General features: G+C 37.4%; 11 protein-coding genes and 1 tRNA gene. 9 read left to right on the top strand and 3 right to left on the bottom strand.

The genetic code is table 11. From position 1 onward, the window contains the following. The first annotated feature begins 163 nt into the window (after positions 1 to 163). The 5 genes from dnaE to CLV90_RS03880 all read left to right on the top strand — a co-directional run bounded on the left by dnaE (position 164) and on the right by CLV90_RS03880 (position 6,644). On the top strand, positions 164 to 4,600 hold the full coding sequence (gene dnaE / locus CLV90_RS03900; protein ID WP_133686196.1) for a DNA polymerase III subunit alpha: 4,437 nt from the start codon (positions 164 to 166) through the stop codon (positions 4,598 to 4,600). Between the two features lie 211 nt (positions 4,601 to 4,811). Beyond that, the gene (gene trxA / locus CLV90_RS03895) at positions 4,812 to 5,129 is read left to right on the top strand and encodes a thioredoxin (protein ID WP_013550701.1); all 318 of its coding nucleotides are present in this window, start codon (positions 4,812 to 4,814) and stop codon (positions 5,127 to 5,129) included. 129 nt (positions 5,130 to 5,258) lie between these two features. Then, entirely contained in the window at positions 5,259 to 6,188 is a 930-nt protein-coding gene (locus CLV90_RS03890; RefSeq protein WP_133686195.1) for a DUF58 domain-containing protein, read from the top strand. 73 nt (positions 6,189 to 6,261) lie between these two features. Next, positions 6,262 to 6,335: transfer RNA gene (locus tag CLV90_RS03885), tRNA-Asp, on the top strand. A gap of 69 nt (positions 6,336 to 6,404) precedes the next feature. After that, positions 6,405 to 6,644, top strand: coding sequence for a GIY-YIG nuclease family protein (locus CLV90_RS03880; RefSeq protein WP_133686194.1), 240 nt, complete (start codon positions 6,405 to 6,407; stop codon positions 6,642 to 6,644). Between the two features lie 132 nt (positions 6,645 to 6,776). Here CLV90_RS03880 and CLV90_RS03875 read toward each other — a convergent pair whose 3' ends face one another. The 3 genes from CLV90_RS03875 to CLV90_RS03865 form a co-directional block, all read right to left on the bottom strand. After that, on the bottom strand, positions 6,777 to 7,700 hold the full coding sequence (locus CLV90_RS03875; RefSeq protein WP_133686193.1) for a PorP/SprF family type IX secretion system membrane protein: 924 nt from the start codon (positions 7,698 to 7,700) through the stop codon (positions 6,777 to 6,779). A 15-nt stretch (positions 7,701 to 7,715) separates the two neighbouring features. Then, entirely contained in the window at positions 7,716 to 17,609 is a 9,894-nt protein-coding gene (locus tag CLV90_RS03870; RefSeq protein ID WP_166638530.1) for an Ig-like domain-containing protein, read from the bottom strand. 386 nt (positions 17,610 to 17,995) lie between these two features. Next, positions 17,996 to 18,265 carry a hypothetical protein gene (locus tag CLV90_RS03865; protein WP_133686191.1) on the bottom strand — a complete coding sequence of 90 codons (270 nt, stop codon included), beginning with the start codon at positions 18,263 to 18,265 and terminating at the stop codon, positions 17,996 to 17,998. Between the two features lie 241 nt (positions 18,266 to 18,506). Between CLV90_RS03865 and CLV90_RS03860 the strand changes: the two genes are divergently transcribed. The 4 genes from CLV90_RS03860 (at position 18,507) to CLV90_RS03845 (ending at position 24,719) form a co-directional block, all read left to right on the top strand. Then, positions 18,507 to 18,986, top strand: a complete 480-nt coding sequence (locus CLV90_RS03860) for a UpxY family transcription antiterminator (protein ID WP_133686190.1) — start codon at positions 18,507 to 18,509, stop codon at positions 18,984 to 18,986. Between the two features lie 575 nt (positions 18,987 to 19,561). Further along, positions 19,562 to 20,908: an undecaprenyl-phosphate glucose phosphotransferase gene (locus CLV90_RS03855; protein WP_133686189.1), complete on the top strand. Its 1,347-nt coding sequence runs from the start codon at positions 19,562 to 19,564 to the stop codon at positions 20,906 to 20,908. 127 nt (positions 20,909 to 21,035) lie between these two features. After that, positions 21,036 to 23,330, top strand: coding sequence for a GumC family protein (locus CLV90_RS03850; protein WP_133686188.1), 2,295 nt, complete (start codon positions 21,036 to 21,038; stop codon positions 23,328 to 23,330). A 30-nt stretch (positions 23,331 to 23,360) separates the two neighbouring features. Next, positions 23,361 to 24,719 carry a lipopolysaccharide biosynthesis protein gene (locus CLV90_RS03845; RefSeq protein ID WP_133686187.1) on the top strand — a complete coding sequence of 453 codons (1,359 nt, stop codon included), beginning with the start codon at positions 23,361 to 23,363 and terminating at the stop codon, positions 24,717 to 24,719. Positions 24,720 to 24,730: the final 11 nt, after the last annotated feature.

Genomic DNA, 24,730 nt, shown 5'->3' with positions numbered 1-24,730 from the left:
TACAGATTAAAATTTAGTGAATCATCTATTATTATGTATCTACAATTTCGTTCGTTAATAACTCTTAGCAACTCTACTTTTCCGAACAGCTCCTTTTTTGTAATTTTATAGGCACTTTTTAGGTCAAGTAACTGACCCTTTTTGAACACTCAGAATATTCTATATGTACCTTATCTTTGATACCGAAACCACCGGTCTTCCAAAAAATTGGAACGCCCCTATTACCGACACAGACAACTGGCCTCGTTGTATACAAATAGCATGGCAGTTGCATGACGAAATGGGTAATTGTATTGAACACCAAGATTATTTGGTACGCCCTGACGGTTTCAATATTCCCTATGACGCCGAACAAATTCACGGTATTTCTACTGAGCTGGCAGAGCAAAAAGGTATTTCTCTATCTGAAGTATTAGAGAAATTCAACATTGCCATGTCTAAAACAAAATTTGTTGTAGGACAGAATGTTGGGTTCGATTTAAATATTATGGGTGCTGAATTTCACCGAATGGGAGTTGAAAATCCGCTACAAGAACTTCCTATTTTAGATACCTGTACAGAACATACGGCACAATTGTGTCAAATACCCGGTGGTCGTGGCGGTAAGTTCAAGCTTCCGACATTAACAGAATTACATCAGTATTTATTCGGCGAACCTTTTGGCGAAGCACATAATGCAACTGCCGATGTTGAAGCCACCACACGTTGCTTTTTAGAGCTTATTCGTAAGCAACAGTACACCAAAGAACAGTTGGATGTTCAACCTGATTATTTCAAGAATTTCTCTGAGGCGAACCCAAAAGAAATCGAACTTATCGGTCTTAAACATATCAACCTAAAAAAAGCATCGAAAAAAATAGCCGATGCACTTTGGGCAAAAGATACGGGCGGTGTAACCGAAGAAGAAATCGAAGAGAACTTGGCTACATTAGAAAATGCCAGTTTTGCACATCTACATAACCATACCCAGTTCTCGATATTACAATCTACCACCAGTATCTCCGATCTAATTGCCAATACCGCCAAAGCAAAAATGCCTGCGGTCGCAATGACGGATCATGCGAACATGATGGGTGCTTTCCATTTCGTAAACGGGGTACTGAACCATAATAAAGGTGTAGTAGCTAGAAATGAAGCAAACCAAAAAAGATATGAAGCTACCCAAAACGGTACGTTAGAAGAAGGGCAAGAACCTTTACATGAGTTACCGGAACCTGAACAAGAAATTACACCAATAATAGGTTGCGAATTTCAAGTTTGTGAAGATCACACCAACAAATCGCAAAAAGATAACGGATACCAAATAGTAATGCTTGCCAAGACCAAACAAGGGTATTTGAACCTTGCAAAAATGTCTTCTATTGCATTCGTATCAGGTAAATATTATGTGCCGCGTATAGATAAGAAAGTTATTGAGCAGTACAAAGAAGATGTTATAGTATTGACAGGTAACCTGTATGGTGAAGTGCCGAGTAAAGTATTGAACATTGGTGAAAATCAGGCAGAAGAAGCTTTAATTTGGTGGAAAGAGACTTTTGGCGATGATTTATATATTGAAATCATGCGTCACGGTCAGGAAGATGAAGATCGCGTAAATCAAGTATTGATTCAGTTTGCAAAAAAGCACAATGTAAAACTGGTTGCCACCAATAACACCTACTACGCAGAGAAAGAAAATGCACATGCGCATGATATTCTATTATGTGTTAAGGATGGCGAAAAACAAGCTACACCAATAGGTCGTGGTCGTGGCTATCGCTATGGGCTACCCAACCAAGAATACTATTTCAAGTCATCTGATGAGATGAAAGAGCTTTTTAAGGATATTCCTGAAGCTATCATCAATATTCAAGAAATCGTAGACAAAGTAGACACCTTTACCTTGGCACGTGATGTACTGTTACCTGCTTTTGATATTCCAGAAGAATTTCAATTTAAAGAAGACAAACTAGATGGTGGTAAACGAGGTGAAAACAAATTTCTACGGCATATTACCTACGAGGGCGCCAAGAAAAGATACGGCGAAATAACCCCGGCAATTGATGAACGATTAGACTTTGAGCTAAAAGTTATTGAGAAAACCGGTTACCCTGGTTATTTCTTGATTGTAGAAGATTTTATAAGGGCCGCAAGAGCTATGGATGTATCTGTAGGTCCTGGTCGTGGATCAGCCGCAGGTTCTGCCGTTGCTTATTGCTTATGGATTACGAATTTGGATCCTATTAAGTACGATCTGCTTTTTGAGCGTTTCTTAAATCCGGATCGTGTGTCTATGCCCGATATTGATATTGACTTTGATGATGAGGGGCGTGGTCGAGTTATGGATTATGTAATCGACAAATACGGTTCTAATCAAGTAGCACAGATTATCACGTACGGTACCATGGCGGCCAAATCTGCCATAAGAGATACGGCACGTGCGTTAGATTTGCCTTTGCAAGATTCCGACCGCATGGCGAAGTTGATACCCGACATGTCTAAGCTGAAGAAGATTATTGGGGTCGATGAAAAAATTTTAAGAGAGAAATTCAGGTCTGAAGATTTAGAAAAAATAAATGAGCTTTTAGCGATTTCTGAGGGCGATGGACTTGAAGCAGAAACCTTGAATCAAGCTTATATTCTTGAAGGATCTGTTCGTAACACTGGTATTCATGCCTGTGGTGTAATCATTACTCCCGATGATATTACCAAATTCGTTCCCGTAGCACTAGCTAAAGATTCTGAGATGTACTGTACGCAATTCGATAACTCTGTTGTGGAAGATGCAGGATTGTTGAAGATGGATTTCTTGGGATTAAAAACGCTAACCTTAATTAAGGACACCGTAAAAATCGTAAAAGCGAAACACGGTATTGAATTAGATCCAGAAAATTTTCCGTTAGACGATGTAAAAACATACGAACTCTTTCAAAGAGGGGAAACCGTAGGGGTGTTCCAATATGAATCTCCTGGAATGCAGAAACACATGAGGGCGTTAAAACCAACAGTTTTTGCAGATTTAATTGCCATGAACGCCTTATATCGTCCTGGTCCTATGGAATATATACCAAGCTTCATTGCCCGTAAACATGGTACCGAAGAAATTATATATGACCTTGATGCCAATGAAGAATACTTAGCAGAAACCTATGGTATTACGGTATACCAAGAGCAAGTGATGTTGTTATCGCAAAAATTGGCAGATTTTACAAAAGGTGAAGCCGATGTCTTGCGTAAGGCAATGGGTAAGAAGCAAAAGTATGTACTAGATAAAATGAAGCCAAAGTTCATTGAACAAGCTTCGGCAAAAGGACATGCAGTCGATAAATTAGAGAAAATTTGGAAAGATTGGGAAGCTTTCGCTGCCTATGCCTTCAACAAATCTCACTCTACCTGCTACGCTTGGATCGCATACCAGACCGCATATTGTAAAGCCCACTACCCTGCTGAATATATGGCTGCGGTATTGAGTAATAATATGAACGATATCAAGCAGGTTACTTTCTTTATGGAAGAATGTAAGCGAATGGGCTTAGAAGTATTAGGTCCAGACGTAAATGAATCATACTATAAATTTGCCGTTAACGATGCCGGCGCTGTACGTTTCGGAATGGGTGCCGTAAAAGGTGTTGGTCGTGGTGCTGTTGAAACCATCGTAGAAAAAAGAAAAGAAGAAGGAAGCTATAAATCTGTCTTCGATTTTGCCAAACGAATAGACCTTCGTGCCGCTAATAAAAAAGCTTTTGAAAGTTTAGCAGTTGCTGGCGGATTTGATTCTTTCGGGGATACCCATAGGGCACAGTATTTTCATGATGAAGGAGACGGAGTTACATTTTTAGAGAAGACAATAAAATATGGCGCTAAGTTTCAAGAAAGTGAAAACTCTAGTCAAGTAAGTCTTTTTGGTGATGCCAGCGAAGTACAAATACCAGAACCTGTTGTACCACCATGTGAAGAATGGGGAACAATGGAGAAGCTTCGAAGAGAAAAAGAAGTGGTCGGTATTTATATTTCCGGACACCCATTAGATGATTTCAAAACCGAGGTGAAGGCATTTTGCAATGCAAACATAGCTTGCGTAAATGATTTACCTACCTATGTAAATAGAGAACTTACGTTTGCAGCTGTAATTACAGACGTACAACACAGGGTTTCTAAAAATGGAAAAGGTTGGGCGGCTTTCACTATGGAAGATTATACGGACTCCTATGAATTCAGGATTTTTGGTGAGGAGTATTTAAAATTCAGACATTTCTTAATGATCAATTCATTTGCATACGTAAAGTTATTTGTTCGTGATGGATGGATGAATAAGGATACGGGAAAAAAAGGAGACCCAAGAATGCAATTCAATAGCTTTATGCTATTACAAGAAGTAATGGAAACTTATGCCAAAAAGCTTACCATAAAACTGAACATCGCCGAACTGAAAGAAGAGAACGTACGCACTTTAAAAGATACCTTCAACAATCATAAAGGAGAACATAATGTCAACTTTATCGTTTATGAAATGAAAGAAAAAATAAAGGTGACTTTAAATAGCCGGAAACAAAAAGTACAGATTTCGAGTGAGTTATTACAACTTTTAGAAAAACAAGACGTTCATTTTAAACTGAATTAATGAGGCAAGTATTTGGTTAGAAATTTAAAATTAGAATATTTTGCAAACCAAAACCAATAATCATAACCTTAATTTAGCACTTGGTTGCAATAAAAGAACCTTATAAATAGATAAATTAGCTTGATACCTTAATAGACAAAAGGAATTATTGACCCGTAAGGAAAGCGAAGAATAATTGACTAAATTTGCATAATCAATAAAAGATATTAAAATGGCATTAGAAATAACAGATGCTACTTTTGACGAGGTAGTTTTAAAAAGCGATAAACCAGTAGTAGTTGATTTTTGGGCAGCATGGTGCGGTCCTTGTCGTATGGTAGGTCCTATCATCGATGAAGTTAGTACTGAATATGACGGTAAAGCTGTTGTAGGTAAAGTTGATGTAGATGCAAATCAAGAATTTGCAGCTAAGTACGGGGTACGTAATATACCTACTGTATTAGTATTTAAAAACGGTGAAATAGTAAGCAGACAGGTAGGTGTATCACCTAAGAAAGTTTACACAGATGCAATTGACGCAGCTTTGTAAAATCTCCCTACCCCTATTAAAAGGGAATATAAAATTTAAAAAATCCTGCTAAAAGCAGGATTTTTTATTTGGGATAATTTTAATTCCTTGCCTCCTTAAAGTTTAACCGTCTTTAGTATCTTTAGAAGTGTGAATCTACAATCAGAATTAAATAAATCATCTTTATTCTCTAATCTAGAGCTGCTTGCCAACCAAGTAGTAGAAGGCTTTATTAGCGGAATACACAGGAGTCCGTTTCATGGGTTCTCTGCGGAGTTTGCCGAGCATAAAATCTATAACAATGGCGAAAGCACCAAACATATAGACTGGAAGCTGTTTGCAAAGACAGATAAATTGTACACAAAACGGTATGAAGAGGAGACGAATTTAAGGTGTCACATGATTCTGGATAACTCTGCCTCCATGTATTATCCGCAGATAGATAATCTAAGCATTGATTCTTTAAACAAAATAGGATTTAGCGTCTTAGCCATAGCTGCATTAATGAACGTACTTAAACGACAGCGCGATGCAGTCGGGTTAAGCATCTACTCTGATACCTATAATTATTACGCTCCAGAAAAAGGAAGCGAACGTCATTTTCAAATGCTGTTGGCGCAATTAAGTGCGGTTGGTATGGCTAAAAATCCGCCAAAGGAAACAAATACTTATACCTATTTACATCAAATCGCAGAAAATATTAAACGTAGAAGTCTCATTTTTCTGTTTACAGACATGTTTCAAACCGAAAAAAACGATGATGAATTGTTTGAAGCGCTACGTCATTTGAAATATAATAAGCACGATGTCGTACTTTTTCACCCGATGGATAAACAGCGAGAATTATTCTTTAATTTTGAAAATACACCCAAGAGATTTGTCGACGTAGAAACCGGCGAACATTTAGATTTATATGCCGATAATATTAAGGAAGCTTATAATGAACGTATTACCGCATATTTATCTGACATAAAAATGAAATGTGCGCAATATAAAATCAAATATGTGGACATAGATATACACCGAGATTTCTCCACGGTGCTCAATACTTTTCTCGTAGAAAGAAATAAATTTCTCTAGAGTGAAAAAAAAAGTAAAAAAAATGTTTGTGCAATTAAATAAACCACATATATTTGCACTCGCTAAACGCCACGGTCTGGTAGTTCAGTTGGTTAGAATACCTGCCTGTCACGCAGGGGGTCGCGGGTTCGAGTCCCGTCCAGACCGCTAAAAGCTCTCAAGAAATTGAGAGCTTTTTTCGTTTATAATCTTTTTTCTTTTTTATGACCTATTATTATGTATTCTTCTTCAAATGACGTCTATTACAAAGGATATTCTACAGATTATATAATGCGTCTGGAACATCATAATCAAGGCAAGACAACATACACCAAAAACAAAGGACCATGGGGACTGGTATATGCAGAACAATTAGATACCAAAAAAGAAGCGCTCATAAAGGAGAAAATTCTAAAAAGGCAACATCGGCAATATTTGCTTTGGCTTTTCAATCAAAAAACAAACCCTATAAAATAGCGTAGAATACCTGTCTCGGTTCAGCCAAGAGGGTCGCCGGTTCGAGTTCCTGTCTGTCCCGGCTCAGCCGAGAGACAGACCGCAAAAAGCTCTCAAGAAATTGAGAGCTTTTATTAGTTTACATTGTTTAGTTTAAAAGAATCTTGGTGACTTAATTATTCTGTCTCTAGATTTCAGCATAAATCTTAAAAAGATTTCGTGCGTACCGGAATTATATGCAGTTAATTGGGTGGTAGAAAAATCATAGGCATAACCCATATTTAACTGTGGTGTAATTTGCAATCCGAAAAGTGCACTTACACTATCATCCCATCTATAGTTTACACCAAGGGTTAATTTTTCGTTCATTAAGAAGTTTGCCGATACATCTGCAGAAAGAGGCGCACCTACAACATGTTTTACAAAAAATGATGGTTTGAACTTCAAAAACGGATTTAAATCAAATACGTAACCACCAATTAAGAATATATGAATACGCTCTACAGATTCTGCTTCTTGTATTTCATCATAATGGGTATTGGTCAAAATATTTGGCGTAGATAATCCTATATATGCATTTCTAGTGTAATAAAAAGCCCCTGCACCAATAGATGGTAACAGCTTTCCGTTTATATTTTCGTTTAAAAATACATCACCCTCATCCCTATACAATCCTTTGCTCCAATCTATACTTAAAAACCGAACACCGGCTTTTAATCCGAAAGCAAGTTTATCTCCCTTTCTGTTAACAACTATTTGATGCGCATAATTACCATCAATGTAAGTTTCAGAAGAAGGTCCAATTTCATCTTGTACGATTGAAAGTCCCGCTCCATCATATTTTCCTATTGGAGAATCTATACCAAAAGTGATAGTTTTAGGCGCTCCCTCAACTCCTACCCATTGATTTCTATATAAGGAGATGATCGCTAGGTTTCCTCTAGACCCTGTATATGCCGAATTAACGGTCATTGTATTATAGTTATAATGGGTATACTGCGGATCCTGTTGAGCGAACCCTTCCGTAGTACCTATTAAAGCCACTATAAGTATCGTTATGTATAAGCTAAGCTTCATACCTATTTTATAATTTTATCTTGTTATGTATAACCAACCTGTTTTTGGCTCTGAACCATCACCGAAATCTATTAGATAGAAATATGTACCTACTGGCAGTTTCTCTGGTGCGCTTATCGTAGCTCTTCCCATAGAGGTTCCATCCCATGTATTATCATAATTATCCATTTCAAATACTTGATTACCCCATCTATTAAACACCTTTACATTGTTATTAGGATAATTCTCAATACACTCTATAAAGAACACATCATTTAAACCATCGTTATTCGGTGTAAACTTGTTAAATACTGTAAAGCATTGTGCCTGGGTTACTACCGGCGTTGCCTCTGCTCTATCATTATCCATATTGAGATCTACTTGATCCACATAGATTAATTCCGCCACATTGGTATAGTCATCAACATCTGTAACATTGACCGTCATTTCTAAAGATGCCGTTGCACCAATTGCTATGCTAGGAATATCCCAAGTTGAAGATGTTTCACTATAATCACCATCTGTAGCTGTCGCGGAAACAAATTCATAACCTGACGGAAGCACATCTTCCACGCCAACATTTGTTGCTTCATAAGTACTATTATTGGTAACAGTTACTGTAAACACAATAGTATCTTCAAAGAAAGTTTCTTCTTTGTCTACAAATTTTGAAATTTCCAAGTCAACCGTTGGCGCATTTATCATATGACTAATTTCATCATCTTCACTCTGATCTCCGTCATCATTATTAGGAGATGAGTTTGGATCAAATTGATCAGATGATATTACTTGTGCGATATTGGTATACTCATCTGCAACATTGTTTGGCGCATTTAAAGTCACCTCATAGCTTACGACTTGTGTACCTACAGGCACATTGGCAAAGCTCCAAGTAATCAAATTTCCAGAAACGCTACCACCGTTATTTACTGTACCTAAAGTATAACCACTAGGTAAAGTATCTTCAATACTCACATTTGTAGCAATACCAGGTCCGTTATTTGTTAAAGTCAATTCAAAAGTTACCGTATCTCCTGCATTTGGTGCTGGGTTCGATGCCGCACTTAATGCTTTACCTAAACTTAAATCCGCCGGAATTAAAACGATTTCAGCATTATCCTCATCATCTTCACTTTGATCGCCATCGTCATTGTTAGGCGTAGAATCTGGATCTAACTGATCTACATTTACAATCTGCACCGTATTTAAATATTCATCTGCAGTATTTGTTGGTACATTAATAGATGCTTCAAATGTCAATGTACTTGATGTACCATTAGGAACATTCAACACTGTCCATAGAATTTCATTACCCGTTTGCACTCCGCCATCATTTACATTTACTACTGTAAATCCGGAAGGAATAATATTAGATATCTCAACATTTGTGGCATCATCAGTTCCATTATTGACAACCTCAACAGTAAACGTTAATACATCACCCGGATTACCTGTACCTGGTGTAACGGTATTTATAATTTCTAAATCTGTTGATTGTAATCGCAGTTCTACATTATCCTCATCATCTTCACTTTGATCGCCATCATCATTATTTGGAGTAGAATCAGTATCAAACTGATCCACTGCAACAACCTGAACCGTATTTAAGTACTCATCAACAGTATTTACAGGATTATTTACATCAACATTAAAGGTCATTGTAGCGGTTGTTCCATTTGGTATTGATAATCCAGACCAGGTAATAGTATTACCGCCTTGCGTACCACCGTCATTTATTCCTGTAACTGTAAAGCCTACCGGAACAACATTTTCTATACTAACATTGGTAACATCATCAGGACCATTATTAAGAACATCAACAGTAATTATCAATGCATCACCAGGATTTGCACTTGGTTGTGAAATTGTATTTGTCACTTCTAAATCTGCCACCTGAGGCACAATAGATGCCGATGCTTCATCATCCTCACTTTGATCTCCGTCATCATTATTAGGTACAGAATCAGAATCGTAATTTGTTGCCGAAGTTACCTGTGCAATATTCAAATATTCGTTTGCAGCACCTGTAGGGGCATTAACTATAGTCGCTATTTCTACCGATACACTTGCACCGTTAGCCAAACTAGGTAAAATCCAGTTTCCAGTTACGGAATCATACATACCATTAGCAGCACTACCTGTATCGCTAACATAAGTATATCCTGCGGGAAGTAAGTTGCTAACTATTGTACCGCCCGTATCATCACTAGGTCCGTTATTGGTCGCAGTTAGGGTGAACGTAACCATATCTCCAACATTAGGGTTTGCAACATCTACTGAATGCGCTATTTCAATATCTGAAGTAGCATTCACAGTTATGGTTACACTATCTGTATTTTCGCAGGTATTGCCATCTGTACCGATAACCGTGTATGTTGTAGTCACTAAAGGATAAACAGTGTCACCATCGGTAACGCCATTATCCCAAACGTATGATGTAGCACCAGAACCAGTTAAGGTCACCGGCTCACCAGCATTTATTGTGGTTACGGATGCATTAGCTATTACATTAGGCAGTGCGTTAATAGTTAAGTTCACAGGAGTTCTAGTAAAACTTGTACAAGAACTAGCATCATCTACTTTTTCAGCATAATAGGTTACTGAACCAACAGCATCTAAAATCGGACTAGCTACTACATTACCACCAGTTGCAGCATCGTACCATACAATACTATAACCAGATGGCGCAGAAGCAGTTGCCGTAAGCGTTTGCATCGGACTCTGTTCACATTCCGTTTGGTCACCTCCGCTAATTGGTGCAGGCGGTGTAGCTTGAATGGTCAAGATCACTTCAGTTCTTGTACTACTTAAACAGTTGGTCACATTCTGTACACTTTCAGCAAAATATGATATTATACCTACTGTATTCAGAGATGGATCAGCAATTATATTTCCTCCAGTTGCTGCATCATACCAAACTACAGTTGCATCTGCGGGAGGTGTTGCCGTAGCGGTTAATGTTTGAATAGGAATCTGTTCACATTCCGTTTGATCACCTCCACTTATTGGAGCATCGACTACAGGACAAGCACAATCTGGTGCTGTAACTGCCAAAGTTTGCGTACAAGCATTTGGTGCTGTAACCGTCAATGTTATATTATTTCCTGATGTAATATTTGATATCGTCCAATTATTTCCGCCATTGTCAACTACAGTACCTTCACTAGAAGTTACAATACCTTCGCTAACATCTACAGAAACTGAATAGGTCAATAAATCTGGAGCACATGTTGCTGCCGTAGCGGTTGTAATATCCGGAGTATCTTGAATCGTCAGATGTACCGCGGTTCTTGAAAGACTTGTACAAGAGCTCGTAGTATTTTCACTTTCCGCATAATAGGTCACTGAACCTACAGTATTTAAAATCGGACTAGCGACTACACTTCCACCAGTAGCGGCATCGTACCAAACTACGCTTGAACCTGCAGGAGCAGTCGCTGTTGCCGTTAACGTTTGAATAGGTGATGTTTCACATTCCGTAATATCTCCACCACTTACTGGAGCAGTCGGTGCTGCCTCAATAGTTAAGGATACTGCTGTTCTAGATAAACTAGTACATGATGAAGTTGTATTTTCACTTTGTGCATAATAAATGGTTGTACCCACAGTATTTTGTGTAGGACTTGCAACAACATTTCCGCCAGTAGCGGCATCGTACCAAACTACATTTGAACCTGCAGGAGCTGTCGCTGTTGCAGTTAATGTCTGAATAGGATTCTGCTCACATTCTACTTGATCACCTCCACTAGTTGGAGCTGTCGGAGCAGCTTCAATAGTTAAAACAACTGCCGTTCTTGTACTACTTAAACAATTAGTTACATTATCACGGCTTTCGGCATAATAGGTTGCTGTACCTGTTGTGCTTAAAGATGGATCGGCTACTACATTTCCGCCAGTTGAAGCATCATACCATATTACAGTAGCACCCGCTGGTGGGGTTGCCGTAGCGGTTAATGTCTGAATAGGATTCTCTTCACATTCCGTTTGATCACCTCCGCTGATTGGGGCATCCACTAAAGGACAAGCACAATCAGGTGCTGTAACCGACATGGTTTGTGTACATGCATTTGGCGCCGTAACCGTCAATGTTATATTATTTCCTGATGTAATATCTGATATCGTCCAGTTATTTCCTCCGTTATCCACTACAGTTCCTTCGGATGAAGTTACCGTGCCTTCGCTAACATCTACAGAGACAGAATAGGTCAATAGATCTGCCGAACAAGTTGCAGCTGTTGCGATTGTAATATCCGGTGTATCTTGAATAGTCAAGTGTACAGGTGTTCTTGTAAAACTTGGACAAGCACTGGTGTTATCTTCACTTTCTGCATAATAGGTTACCGAACCTACGGCATCTAAAATCGGACTAGCTACTACATTTCCACCAGTAGCAGCATCGTACCAAATAATACTTGAACCTGCAGGGGCTGTTGCCGTTGCTGTCAAAGTTTGTACTGGTGATGTTTCACATTCCGTTATATCTCCCCCACTAATTGGAGCTGTCGGTGTAGCATTTATAGTCAACATCACTGCTGTTCTAGTTCCGCTTACACAGTTCGTCACATTATCACGACTTTCAGCATAATAAGTTGCTGTACCTGTTGTACTTAAAGATGGGTCCGCTACTACATTTCCGCCCGTTGAAGCATCGTACCATACTACCGTAGCACCCGCTGGTGGGGTTGCCGTAACGGTTAATGTCTGAATAGGATTCTCTTCACATTCCGTTTGATTACCACCACTGATCGGAGCATCCACTACAGGACAAGCACAATCAGGAGCAGTAACATCTAAAGTTTGGGTACATGCATTCGGTGCCGTAACCGTCAATGTAATATCATTACCAGAAGTAATATCTGAAATCGTCCAGTTATTCCCTCCATTATCCACTACAGTTCCTTCGGTCGAAGTTACCGTACCTTCGCTAACATCCACAGAAACCGAATAGGTCAATAAATCTGCCGAACACGTTGCCGCTGTTGCGATTGTAATATCCGGTGTATCTTGAATCGTTAAACTTACCGGTGTTCTTGTAAAACTTGGACAAGCACTGGTGTTATTTTCACTTTCTGCATAATAAGTTATAGAACCAACAGTATCTCTTGTCGGACTTGCTACTACATTTCCACCAGTTGCCGCATCGTACCAAACTACATTTGAACCTGCAGGGGCTGTTGCCGTTGCTGTCAATGTTTGTACTGGTGATGTTTCACATTCCGTTTGATCACCTCCACTAATTGGAGCTGTCGGTGTCGCATGTATAGTCAACATCACTGATGTTCTAGTTCCGCTTACACAATTCGTTACATTATCACGACTCTCGGCGTAATAGGTTGCTATACCTGTTGCACTTAAAGATGGGTCGGCTACTACATTTCCGCCCGTTGCGGCATCGTACCATACTACCGTAGCACCCGCTGGTGGGGTTGCCGTAGCAGTCAATGTCTGAATAGGATTCTCTTCACATTCCGTTTGATCACCTCCGCTGATTGGGGCATCCACTATAGGACAGGCACAATCAGGTGCTGTAATATCTAATGTTTGTGTACATGTATTCGGTGCCGTAACCGTCAATGTAATATCGTTACCCGAAGTTATATCTGAAATCGTCCAGTTATTTCCTCCGTTATCCACTACAGTTCCTTCGGTTGAAGTTACCGTGCCTTCGCTAACATCTACAGAAACGGAATAGGTCAATAGATCTGCCGAACAAGTTGCTGCTGTTGCAGTTGTAATATCCGGAGTATCTTGTATGGTAAGCACAACAGCAGTTCTGCTAGTACTAACACATGATGTCGTCGTGTTTTCACTCTCGGCATAATAAGTTATAGAACCAACAGTATCTCTTGTCGGACTTGCTATTACATTCCCACCAGTTGCCGCATCGTACCAAACTACATTTGAACCTGCAGGGGCTGTTGCCGTTGCTGTCAATGTTTGTACTGGTGATGTTTCACATTCCGTTTGATCACCTCCACTTACTGGAGCGGTTGGAATTGGCTCAATCGTTAAACTTACAGCAGTACGTGAATGGCTAACACAACTTGTAACATCATTTTGACTTTCGGCATAATAAATTTCTGTCCCTACAGTGCTCCATTCTGGACTAGCAACAACATTACCACCAATTGCCGCATCGTACCAAACTATACTTATACCTGCAGGAGCTGTCGCTGTTGCCGTTAAAGTTTGAATAGGCATTGTTTCACATTCCGTTTGATCACCTCCACTTATTGGAGCGTCAGGAGCTGCTTGTATAGTAAGGTTAACAGCTGTTCTTGTAGTACTCGTACATCCGTTAACATCGTCAACACTTTCTGCGTAATACGTAATTGAACCGACCGTGTTCCATGTAGGGCTTGCGACCATATTTCCACCCGAAGCTGCATCATACCACACAACACTTGCACCCGTAGGTGGTGTTGCCATAGCAGTAAATGCCTGAATAGGATCTTGCTCACATTCAGTAATGTCACCGCCACTTGTTGGTGCATTTACTGTTGGGCAGGAACAATTTGGTGCATTTATAATAATACTTTCCGTACATGAATTTACATCGGTTACCGTAACGGTTATATTATTACCTGAAGTAACTCCTGATATTGTCCAGTTATTTCCTCCATTATCAGTTACCGTTCCTTCGGTTGAAGTCACCGTACCTCTATCCACATCAACAGAAACCGAATACGTTGCTAAATCTAAAGAACATGTTTGTGAGCTCGGCGTAATAGCAATAGTAGCATTTGAATTCATGGTCAGCGTTACCGCCGTTCTTGTCTCACTTATACAACCACTACTCGTAGTTCTACTTTCCGCATAATAAGTTACCGTACCCACTGCATTTAAAGTAGGGCTACCAACTATACTACCGCCAGTTGCCGCCGTATACCAATCAACAGTTGAACCTGCCGGTGCAGTTGCCGTTGCAGTCATAGTTTGTGTCGGATTACCTTCACATTCTACTTGATCACCTCCACTAATTGGAGCATCAGGTATCGCATCAATGGTTAATGTTATCGGGGTTCTTGAAAGCGAAATACATGCTGAAGTATTGTTTTGACTTTCTGCATAATAGGTTACCGAACCAACAGCACTCCACTCCGGACTAGCAACTACATTTCCACCAGTAGCGGCATCATACCAAGTCATTGTAAAACCTGAAGGTACCGTAGCTGTTGCAGTTAATGTTTGAATAGAATTTTGTTCACATTCAGTGATATCCCCGCCACTAATTGGAGCAGCTGGTGCAGGTTGAATCGTTAGCGAAACTGCTGTTCTTGTTACACTAGGACAACCGGTAACATCATCTTGACTTTCTGCATAATAAATTTCTGTTCCTACACTACTCCATTCCGGGCTAGCAACTACATTTCCGCCAGAAGCAGCATCGTACCAAACCAAGGTTGAACCTGTTGGTGCCGTTGCCGTTGCAGTTAATGTTTGAATAGGATCTTGTTCACATTCCGTGATATCTCCACCACTTGTTGGTGCTACCGGTGCAGGTTGAATGGTTAAGGTCACCGCTGTTCTCCCCACACTTGGACAGCCATTTACGGTATCATTACTTTCTGCATAATACGTTACTGTTCCAACAGCATTTAATGTTGGACTCGCCACTACATTACCTCCCGTAAGGGCATCGTACCAAATAATACTTGCTCCAGATGGTGGTGTTGCCGTAGCAGTTAATGTCTGTAATGGATCTTGCTCACATTCCGTGATGTCGCCGCCACTTGTTGGTACAGGTGGTGCGGTATTGACCGTTAGCTCAGCCTCGTCCGATGTAGCATCGGAACAACTTGCTGCGGGACTGCTAGCTATTGCACGATATCTGTTACCGCTCATTGCAAGGGTTACATTAGCTACCGTAAGTGTATTTGTCGTTACTCCGCTATGTGGAGCCGTATTCGTTAAATCGTTCCAACTAGACCCATCAAAAAGTTGCCATTGTATCGTTCCTGAACCAGAAGCGACTACATCAAAAGAAACCGTACCGCCTTCACAGACCGCTTCATTAGCTGGTTGTGTAGTTATTACTGGGGCATCATAAACGTTTACACGTAATCTTCTTCTTGGTCCTTCACAATTAGCACTTCCGTTCACGGTTGATTGGGTTACCCAAAAAGATTGTTGACCTACAGTTGAAGTATCTGGAGTAGTAGTACCCGGAATTTCATTTCCACCCGTTGCAGCATCGTACCATCTTAAATTAGTACCCGTAGCATGAGAATCTAGCTGTGCCGCAGTATCACCAATACAATAGTCAACTGGAGAATTCACTACAGGAGCCGTTGGAATAGCATAAACAATAACATCTATCTGAGTACGATCACTTTCGCAAGTGGTAGAATCATCTGTTTGACTCACATAGTATGAAGTTGTACCAGCACTAGTAGTAGTTGGTGTAGGTGCCGTAGCTGCAGCAGTACCACCGGTTGCAACCGTATACCAGTTTAAGGTATGACTGGATAATGCCGTAGCCGTAAGAGGTGTTGCCGTTTCGCCAACACAATATTCTACCGGACTATCGGCAGTTGGTGTAGGTGGTTTAGGAATTTGATATAAATCTATCGATAGGAAATTTTCACTCGTACACCCATTGGCATTTTGTGAATACACTAAATAATTTCTATAAAATTCACCTGTAGCAGGAGCCGTGTATGAAGTAACACCTGTAGCCACCAAAGTACCATATTCATCATACCAGTTAGCTGTTTCGCCACCAGCAACATCAACTGTTACAGACATTTCAGGAGGTGTATCTCCCTCACAGTACATATATTCAGTAGTACCTGAAGGTGGGTTTACATCATTCTCTACAGTGATATTAAAAGATCTTTCCACGAAGTTTCCAGAAGCATCCCTAACCGTATAACGTATGGTAGTTGTACCAATATCAAACTGATCACCACTATTTAATCCCGTACCATCAGTTCTAAAAACTACATAATCTGCAATTTCACAACTCGTATTGTTAATATTGGTCACGATAGTTCCTGGAATCAACAAATCATCTAAATAAGCTTCCATTCCAGAATTAAATAAAGAAGCAGAAGAGTATCGAATTTTGATCTGATAATTACCTACCAGATTAAACGGAATAATTTCTTGCTGAACACCCGTTGTGGTATATGTTTTAGAAAAGTAACTCGTAGTAATCGTGTTTCCATCTTCATCTAACACATCTAAGTGAATAGATGGCGCGTTTGTTACTGCAGATATGCTATGAGAAAAAGTTATTTCTCCAAAGCCGTTAAAGTAAAAAACAGGGGTAGTCATTGAACTAGCAAAAAAAGTTCCGCTAGAAATACCTGTCGAAACTAAATTTCGTGTTCCGTTAATTGCACCGCCTCCTTCAATTGAAGAACGAGTAAAAGTGTAACATTGGTTAATGGCACTTTCAAAATCTTGTAATACTGGAGCTTCCCCTTCACCAGCAGGACAGTTATCTGAAGCCGTAGGCTCTGCCCATGTATGAGCGGCAGTACAGGTATTTGGATCAGCAGTTAAGGTTACATTTGTTGGAAAAGTATCAAATATAGGATCTTGATCATCTTCAACAGTAACATTAAAAGTACATACCGTAACATTACCAGCGGAATCCTCTGCTCTATATATAACTGCTGTTGTACCAGGCAGAAAAGAATCACCCGGACTATAATTACTAGTTACGCTTACTGCATCTGCAGACGCAGTTGGGGGTGTCCAAGTAACCACGGCACCACATTCATCTACAGTATAGGAAACGACCACATCTGAAGGAGGACAATTTGAAAAAGTAGGAGGTACCTCTAAAGCATCATCATAGGTTTCACCTAAAACCGTATTCGTTAAAATGCTATTGGTATATATATTACTACTAGTTGAAAAGCTAGTTAAGCCCATCAACAGGAATAATGAAAAAAGTAGTTTAGTAAGTTTGGACATCATTAAGTTATACTTTGCTCTAATGATTTCATTTATTCTTAAATAATAAAAAAGCATTCGTAAATAAGTTGAATCACTATCTAGCAAAATTTAACTTTTAATGGCTCATATCAATATAATTGTTGTGAGATGCAGGGTATTGTGTTGTTATATGCGATATTTTGTGGTTATTCATCGATTAAATTTGCCTATTTGACACATTTAATTATACATTTTGCAAAAAATATTTAAAAATCCGTAAAATTTTGACCTTAATAACTGGCAGCCGATAATACCAATATTTACTGGTATTAGTAATGGAAGTCTTAAAATAAAAGATGAACAAGAATTGTTTTTAGGTATATGCTAATTCCTTTGAAAGACAAAAAATGGATGTTTGCACGCAAAGCTTAAATCAGCTTTCTCTTCGTTCTCATCATACGCTCTTGCATAATTTTTGCGTATAATATTTGATTCGCCTCTATTTGACTTTCTAAAGAAGTAACTACCGATGACGCTTTTTCTTTAATAGAGGTATCTACTTTAGCAACTTTGCGATTCTTCGTACTATCGATCGTTAAATCATTCAATAAAGAATTCAATTCGTTAGTAACGGAATGTTTGGTCAGCGATTTTGTATTCTTCTGCTTAGAACTAGAATTAAATAGGTTTAAAAACATAAGATGGGGGTTTAAGATTTTCTATATAACGGTCCAAATCTACCAATAGTATAATCTACGTAATCTTTTTCTTACAGAAAAATAGTTCAAGTAGAATAAAAGCATAAGCAAAAAGGTATTGAGCACTATTTAAAGTTTTTCAAACATCAATTATCTTTATGATATTCCTAATTTTCCATCGTTTTAAATACTAGAAAAGTAAAAAGACAGTTACCATATTACCAAAACGCTTTAAAAACCTATGACTAAGAATTGGTACGTACTTTATGTAAAACCTAAAAATGAGAAGAAGGTCGCCGAAAGGTTGTCTGCTAATCATATTGAGGTGTATTCACCGATGATAAAAGAGGTAAAACAATGGAGCGATAGAAAAAAGACCATTGAAGTCCCCCTTTTTAAGTCTTACGTATTTGTAAATATTACTGAAGCCGACAGACAACAGGTGTTCGGTATTCCCGGGGTTGTACGCTATCTGTACTGGCTAGGCAAACCCGCCGTAGTACGCGATATTGAGATGGAAACCTTAAAAAAGTGGTTATCTAATGACGATGTTGAAGACTATACCCTCACTAAATTATCGCCTGGTGATCGGGTAGCTATTAAAAATGGTGCTTTAAAAGACAGTCAAGCAATTATTAAAGAGGTCGGAAAATCTCGGGTAAAATTGATTTTAGAAGGCATGGGAGTGGTACTGAATATGAAAATTAGAGACCTCGTGTAATCCCTAATTTCATTCTTTTCAAAACACAACTATAATTTTTGACTATTACCTCACTACAAATTCTGGTCATAAGCTCTTTTTTCACTAATACTGTTGAACTTCACATTGCTTAGTTCCATACCCATCATTACTATTAATAAGTTATCGCAGCATTTTAGCAAAAACGGATTTAAAAATGATAATTAGAGGTATAAATTTATGCCAATACCCACACTAATTTAAGTCTTAAAAAAGGATTCCATAATTTATTAATTAGTTAACACTAAATTTTGGATTGTAGGATAAAGCTGCCTAAGTTTGCTCTTCGTTAATTTATTCCCCCGGTAATTTTTTAAAGGTCTTTAGGTTGACTTTGATGTTCTTTAAACACCTATGGTTAGTCCGTTTATAATGGGGCTGACAGCGCGGAGCGCTATATCAAATTTAAATTCGGTCGACACCAATACAACTCTTAAGCTTCCATTTTTCTATAGAAAAACCTTACAGCTTTTGTAACAACTAATCGGTGCCGCCATAAAAAATACAGTTTCATTTTTCAATTTACTTTAACCCCAATGCTTTAACCTAAAAATGAAATGAACAAATCATTTTTTGTCATACCATTATCGTTTATAGCGCACCTATTAATTATTAATAGTACGCTGTATGTGCTAACACCTGATACCTATTTAAATATATACAGCATACTATATTATAACCTTTCTTGGTTTTTTATAACCTATGCCCTAGATTTTTATCCAACGGCAAGACGGGAGCATTTTAATATTAATCTCAAGAATTTTTTCACCTTGTTTTTACTATTTGGCTTAATATATTTCAGCTCTTTTGTATTCCTTGCTCCCTACCCCTATTCTGCACACTATTTAGTACAGGTTTTTTTGACCATCTGTTTATTATTGACCGTTTTTAGAATCTTATTTTACTGGTCTAGAAATATCATACGGCGTAAACAATATGTATCTACAAGGACTGTCGTTATTGGCAGAGACAAAAACCTGAAGAAAATAAGACGCATTTTTGACATTCCCGAGTATGGCTATAGATATATGGGTTATTTTGATAATTCTTCTTCTAGTAGCCCTACATATTTGGGCACAATAGAAAATAGCTATAATTACATTTTTGAGAATAATGTGGAAGAAGTGTATTGCCTGGCCTCTCGTTTAAGTAAAGATGAGATACGGCATCTCATGAATATTGCAGATAACAGCCTAAAGAAAATAAAAATTATACCTGATAATAAAGAATTGTTCTCAAGGGCCATGTCTATTGAGTTATATGATTCGGTTCCTGTATTAAACTTAAGGGCATCACCATTAGATCTGGAATATGCAAATCTCATCAAGCGCATTTTTGATATCTTCTTCTCACTAGCGGTTATCGTATTTGTATTGTCTTGGTTAATTCCTGTGGTATTTATTTTAATGAAGCTAGATTCAAAAGGTCCTTTGTTCTTTAAGCAAAAAAGACACGGGGTAAACAAGAATACATTTTGGTGCTACAAGTTTCGATCCATGGCAAAAAATGAAGATAGCGATACTAAAATGGCTACAAAGGGCGACATGCGTATTACCAAACTAGGTAGCATTTTAAGAAAAACCAGTATAGATGAGCTTCCTCAGTTCTTTAATGTTTTAATAGGTGATATGAGCATTGTAGGCCCCAGACCCCATATGGAAGTTCATACAAAGCAGTACGAAACATCGGTAGATAAATACTTGGTACGTCATTTCTTAAAGCCCGGTATTACCGGTCTGGCACAAGTAAAAGGGTATAGAGGAGAAATCATACACAAATCTGATATTGTCAATAGAGTACGGTACGACATCTTTTATATGGAGAAATGGTCTATTCTATTTGATATTCAAATAATAGTACGTACCGTTACCAATATCTTTGTTGCTGATAAAAAGGCGTATTAAAATTATTTAAAACTTCAGTACATTTAGTATCAACAAAATAATTTATGCATAACATATAGTTTCTGCATTATATCAACAACAAATTAAAGTTTGCCTAAATAGCAACTAAATAAGACATATCTATAAAATGAATGATATTAATTTTGATTTAAAAACTGCTGATAACAAAAATTTAGGTCAAGTTTTTAAGTCCTATTCCAAATATTGGCTTCTAATAACTATTTCAGTTATCACCTGCTTGGCACTTGTTTTTCTATACTTAAGATATAAGGCTGTAAATCAATATGAAATTAACAGTACAATTTTCTTAAAAAATACCAGTGCTGGTAAGAACTCAGGCGACATCGAGAATTTTAGAGATTTAGGATTAATTAAAACCTCGCAAAGTTTAGAAGATGAAATTGGCATTATCACTTCTTCTGGCATTATGGAGGAGGTTATAACTGATAATTTTTTCAATATTAATTTTTATCATAAAGGGAGCGTCAAAGACGTAGAAATATATGGTGAAGATGTACCTGTTCAGATTTTAGTCGATGAAAATGCTGAAATAGTACCTTATGGCCTATTCATTGATTTAAATTTCATTGACGATACAACCTATGAGTTAAGTACAGAATATGAGAAAAAAGAAATTAGTAGCACACATGCTTATGGTGAAACCGTTACTACCGATTACGGTACATTGACAGTTTTAAAAAAACCTGAAGTTAGAAGCATCGAAGATTTCAATACCTTAAGATTTGTATTGTTAGATACAGAAGAGTTGGTAAATTTATTCTTAAAAAATTTAAGTGTTTATCCAGATAATGATACGGGTAGTTTACTTCGAATGACTTTTGTTTCTTCGCATAAAAGAAAAGGCGAAGACATTCTCTCCAAATTAATTGATACCTATATAAAAAGAACCATAAAATATGAGAATGAATTAGCTGAAAATACTATCCAAATTATTGACAACAGGTTAAAACTATTATCAGGTGAAATTGAAAATGTAGAAAAATCAGTCGTTGATTTTAAAACTAAAAATGTAGTTACCGATGTCGCCAGTAATGCCGATACTTATATACAGCAAGCAAACGATTATAAAGAAAAAGCTTCTAACTACCAAAGCCAAATAAACATTTTAAGTCAAATTGAACAAACCTTACTTAATGGCACCATTGAAAATTCTATAGGTGGAGGGTTTGCCATTAACGATAGAACACTTACCGACCAAGTAAATAGATATAACGAAACTTTATTAGAACGTCAAAATCTTTCACAATCAGCAGTTACTTCTAATCCAATGATTGTAAAACTAGACGCAAATCTTTCAAACCTTCGGCAGTCAATATTACAAAATGTGCAAAGTTCTAAAAACGGCCTTGCCCTAGCCAAACGTAATCTACAAGATAATGCGAATAAATACGACGCTCAATTAGCCAGAGTACCTGGTATGGAAAAACAATTGTTAGATATAAGTAGAGACAAAAGCACAAAAGAAGGGCTCTATTTATATCTACTTCAAAAAAGAGAGGAAGAAGTTTTGTCACTGGCTGCACCTGCATCTTCCACAAGGGTAGTTAATCGCCCAAAATCTGGTATCTACCCCATAAGTCCAAATAAAAAATTAACCTATTTGGCAGGCTTATTACTTGGCTTATTTTTACCTATTTCTACTATTTATTTTAAAAATGCGTTCAACACGAAAATTACTTCCATTGAAGAAATTAACAATCTAACGGTAACACCTGTAGTTGGAGAAATTTCTAAACACACAGGTTCTAATTTAATTGTAGCCAAACAAGAAGAACAAGAAAAACAATCGCACACTTTAGAATTGTTCAGGCTACTACGGTTTAACCTAGAATATCTGAAAAAAGACCAAAAAAATCAGACTATATTGATTACATCATCAATAAAAGGAGAGGGTAAAACTTTTATAGCATCGAATTTAGCGTTGTCACTGGCTTCTATAGGCGAGAAAGTAGCCTTACTTTCATTCGATTTAAGAAAACCCTCTTTAATGAGTTGTTTTAATTTGGATGAAAAAATTGGAGTTACCGATTTCATCATTAAAAAAGGCATTAATAAAGATTCATTATTTCAAAACTATAACGGTATTGAAAATTTAAAATTAATGGGATCTGGCATTGTTATAGGTCAAATCAGTACAATTGTATTACATGAACGGGTAGGTGAATTAATTAATGAGTTAAAGACTGAATTTGACAGAATCATAATAGATACCGCACCAATTGGTCTAGTATCAGATGCTTTTGCCTTAAATCCTTTTATAGACAGCACTATTTATGTTGTTCGAAAAGATTTTACTAAAAAAGAGCATATCGGTATTATAGATAATATTTATAAAAACAATAAGCTTAACAATTGTATGATTTTATTCAATGATACCGAGCCCAAAGAAACTTATAACTAAAAATAATTTACGCACTTTTAAAAGTTATAAATGTCTTTAAAGAAAAGGATTTTAAATAATGGTTTGGCCTCTATTTTACAGAAGGGTATACGGGTTTTAGAACAGCTATTTTTAGTGCCGTTTTTTATTTCAGCATGGGGTGCCGCTTATTATGGAGAATGGTTAACTCTTACAATAATACCAACCATGATTGGTTTTTCAGATTTAGGCTTTGGCACAGCTGCCGGGAATAGCTTTATTTTAAGTTTTGCATCTGGGAACATGAAAAAGACCGCAGATATAAATAAAAATGGTATTTATCTTATTTCTCTTATGATAGGTGTTGCAATGATACTAAGTATTATAGTACTTTTTATTCTAGATTACTCTGCTGTTTTTGAAAAATCTTTGATCAATAGAGTTGACGCCCTTTATGCTGTTTCATTTTTAATTTTAGCAAGGCTATTAACATTTTACTCACAAATGATTCAAGCTTACTATCGTGCTGCACAACGCGCAGCTCTAAGCATGAATTTACAAACTATTTTTTCTAGCTCAAATTTAGTCGCGGGACTTGTTATTCTATTATCTGGTTATGGGGTAATAGCATTTGCACTTTCCCAATTATTAGTTGTTGTGGTATTTACTCTATTCTATTATTTTAAAGGTAGAAAAACATTGAATTTTAATCAGGAGTATAAAGGAGAAATAAATCGAAATATTATAAAATCTATTGCAAATAAAGGATTGGGTTATCTGATGTCACCTGTATGGCAAGCACTCTATTTCCAAGGGTCTACTTTTATAGTTCGGATAATTTTGGGAGCTGAAGCAGTTGCAGTCTATAATACTGTAAGAACTCTTAGCCGTTCTTTAAACCAAGTATTTTACATGATTAAATCTACTGTATTTCCAGAATTACAATTCGAGATTGGCAAGCAAAATTATAAAACAGCACAACGATTGTTTCGTTTAGCGATATTAAGTGTGTTTGCTATGTCATTTATGGGCCTTATATTCCTTGTGTTTTTTGGATTACCATTTTATAATTTATGGACTCAAAACCAATTAGAAGTATCACGGACAATGTGGTATATTTTTACTTCAAGTATGTTGTTCAATGCAATTTGGTGGACTACTGAAATGGCTTTTGGCGCAGTTAACCAACCAAAAAAAATGGCAATCTTCGGAATTACAGGCGCCTTAATCTCATTGGTTTTCACTTATTTAGGTTCTAAATATTTCAATTTGGAAGGAGCTGCTTTTGGGGCAATAATATTAGACATAATTTTAGTCATTTTAGTTGTTCCTTATGGTTGTAAATTAATGCGAATGAAACCTTCAGACTTAGTTAATCATATAATACCAGACTTTAAATACATTTTTTCACTTATTAAAAATAAAATATAATATTTAGAATT

Source organism: Maribacter spongiicola (genome assembly GCF_004364165.1).
GTDB lineage: Bacteria > Bacteroidota > Bacteroidia > Flavobacteriales > Flavobacteriaceae > Maribacter > Maribacter spongiicola.
The sequence above is the reverse complement of the archived record's forward strand: the minus strand, read 5'-3'. Positions and strand labels throughout refer to the sequence as shown.

What these genes read in the sequence shown, in the direction of transcription:
- dnaE (WP_133686196.1), top strand. Translation starts at nt 164, where the DNA reads ATGTACCTTATCTTTGATACCGAAACCACCGGTCTTCCAAAAAATTGG.
- trxA (WP_013550701.1), top strand. Translation starts at nt 4,812, where the DNA reads ATGGCATTAGAAATAACAGATGCTACTTTTGACGAGGTAGTTTTAAAA.
- CLV90_RS03880 (WP_133686194.1), top strand. Translation starts at nt 6,405, where the DNA reads ATGTATTCTTCTTCAAATGACGTCTATTACAAAGGATATTCTACAGAT.
- CLV90_RS03875 (WP_133686193.1), bottom strand. Translation starts at nt 7,700, where the DNA reads ATGAAGCTTAGCTTATACATAACGATACTTATAGTGGCTTTAATAGGT.
- CLV90_RS03870 (WP_166638530.1), bottom strand. Translation starts at nt 17,609, where the DNA reads ATGATGTCCAAACTTACTAAACTACTTTTTTCATTATTCCTGTTGATG.
- CLV90_RS03865 (WP_133686191.1), bottom strand. Translation starts at nt 18,265, where the DNA reads ATGTTTTTAAACCTATTTAATTCTAGTTCTAAGCAGAAGAATACAAAA.
- CLV90_RS03860 (WP_133686190.1), top strand. Translation starts at nt 18,507, where the DNA reads ATGACTAAGAATTGGTACGTACTTTATGTAAAACCTAAAAATGAGAAG.
- CLV90_RS03855 (WP_133686189.1), top strand. Translation starts at nt 19,562, where the DNA reads ATGAACAAATCATTTTTTGTCATACCATTATCGTTTATAGCGCACCTA.
- CLV90_RS03850 (WP_133686188.1), top strand. Translation starts at nt 21,036, where the DNA reads ATGAATGATATTAATTTTGATTTAAAAACTGCTGATAACAAAAATTTA.
- CLV90_RS03845 (WP_133686187.1), top strand. Translation starts at nt 23,361, where the DNA reads ATGTCTTTAAAGAAAAGGATTTTAAATAATGGTTTGGCCTCTATTTTA.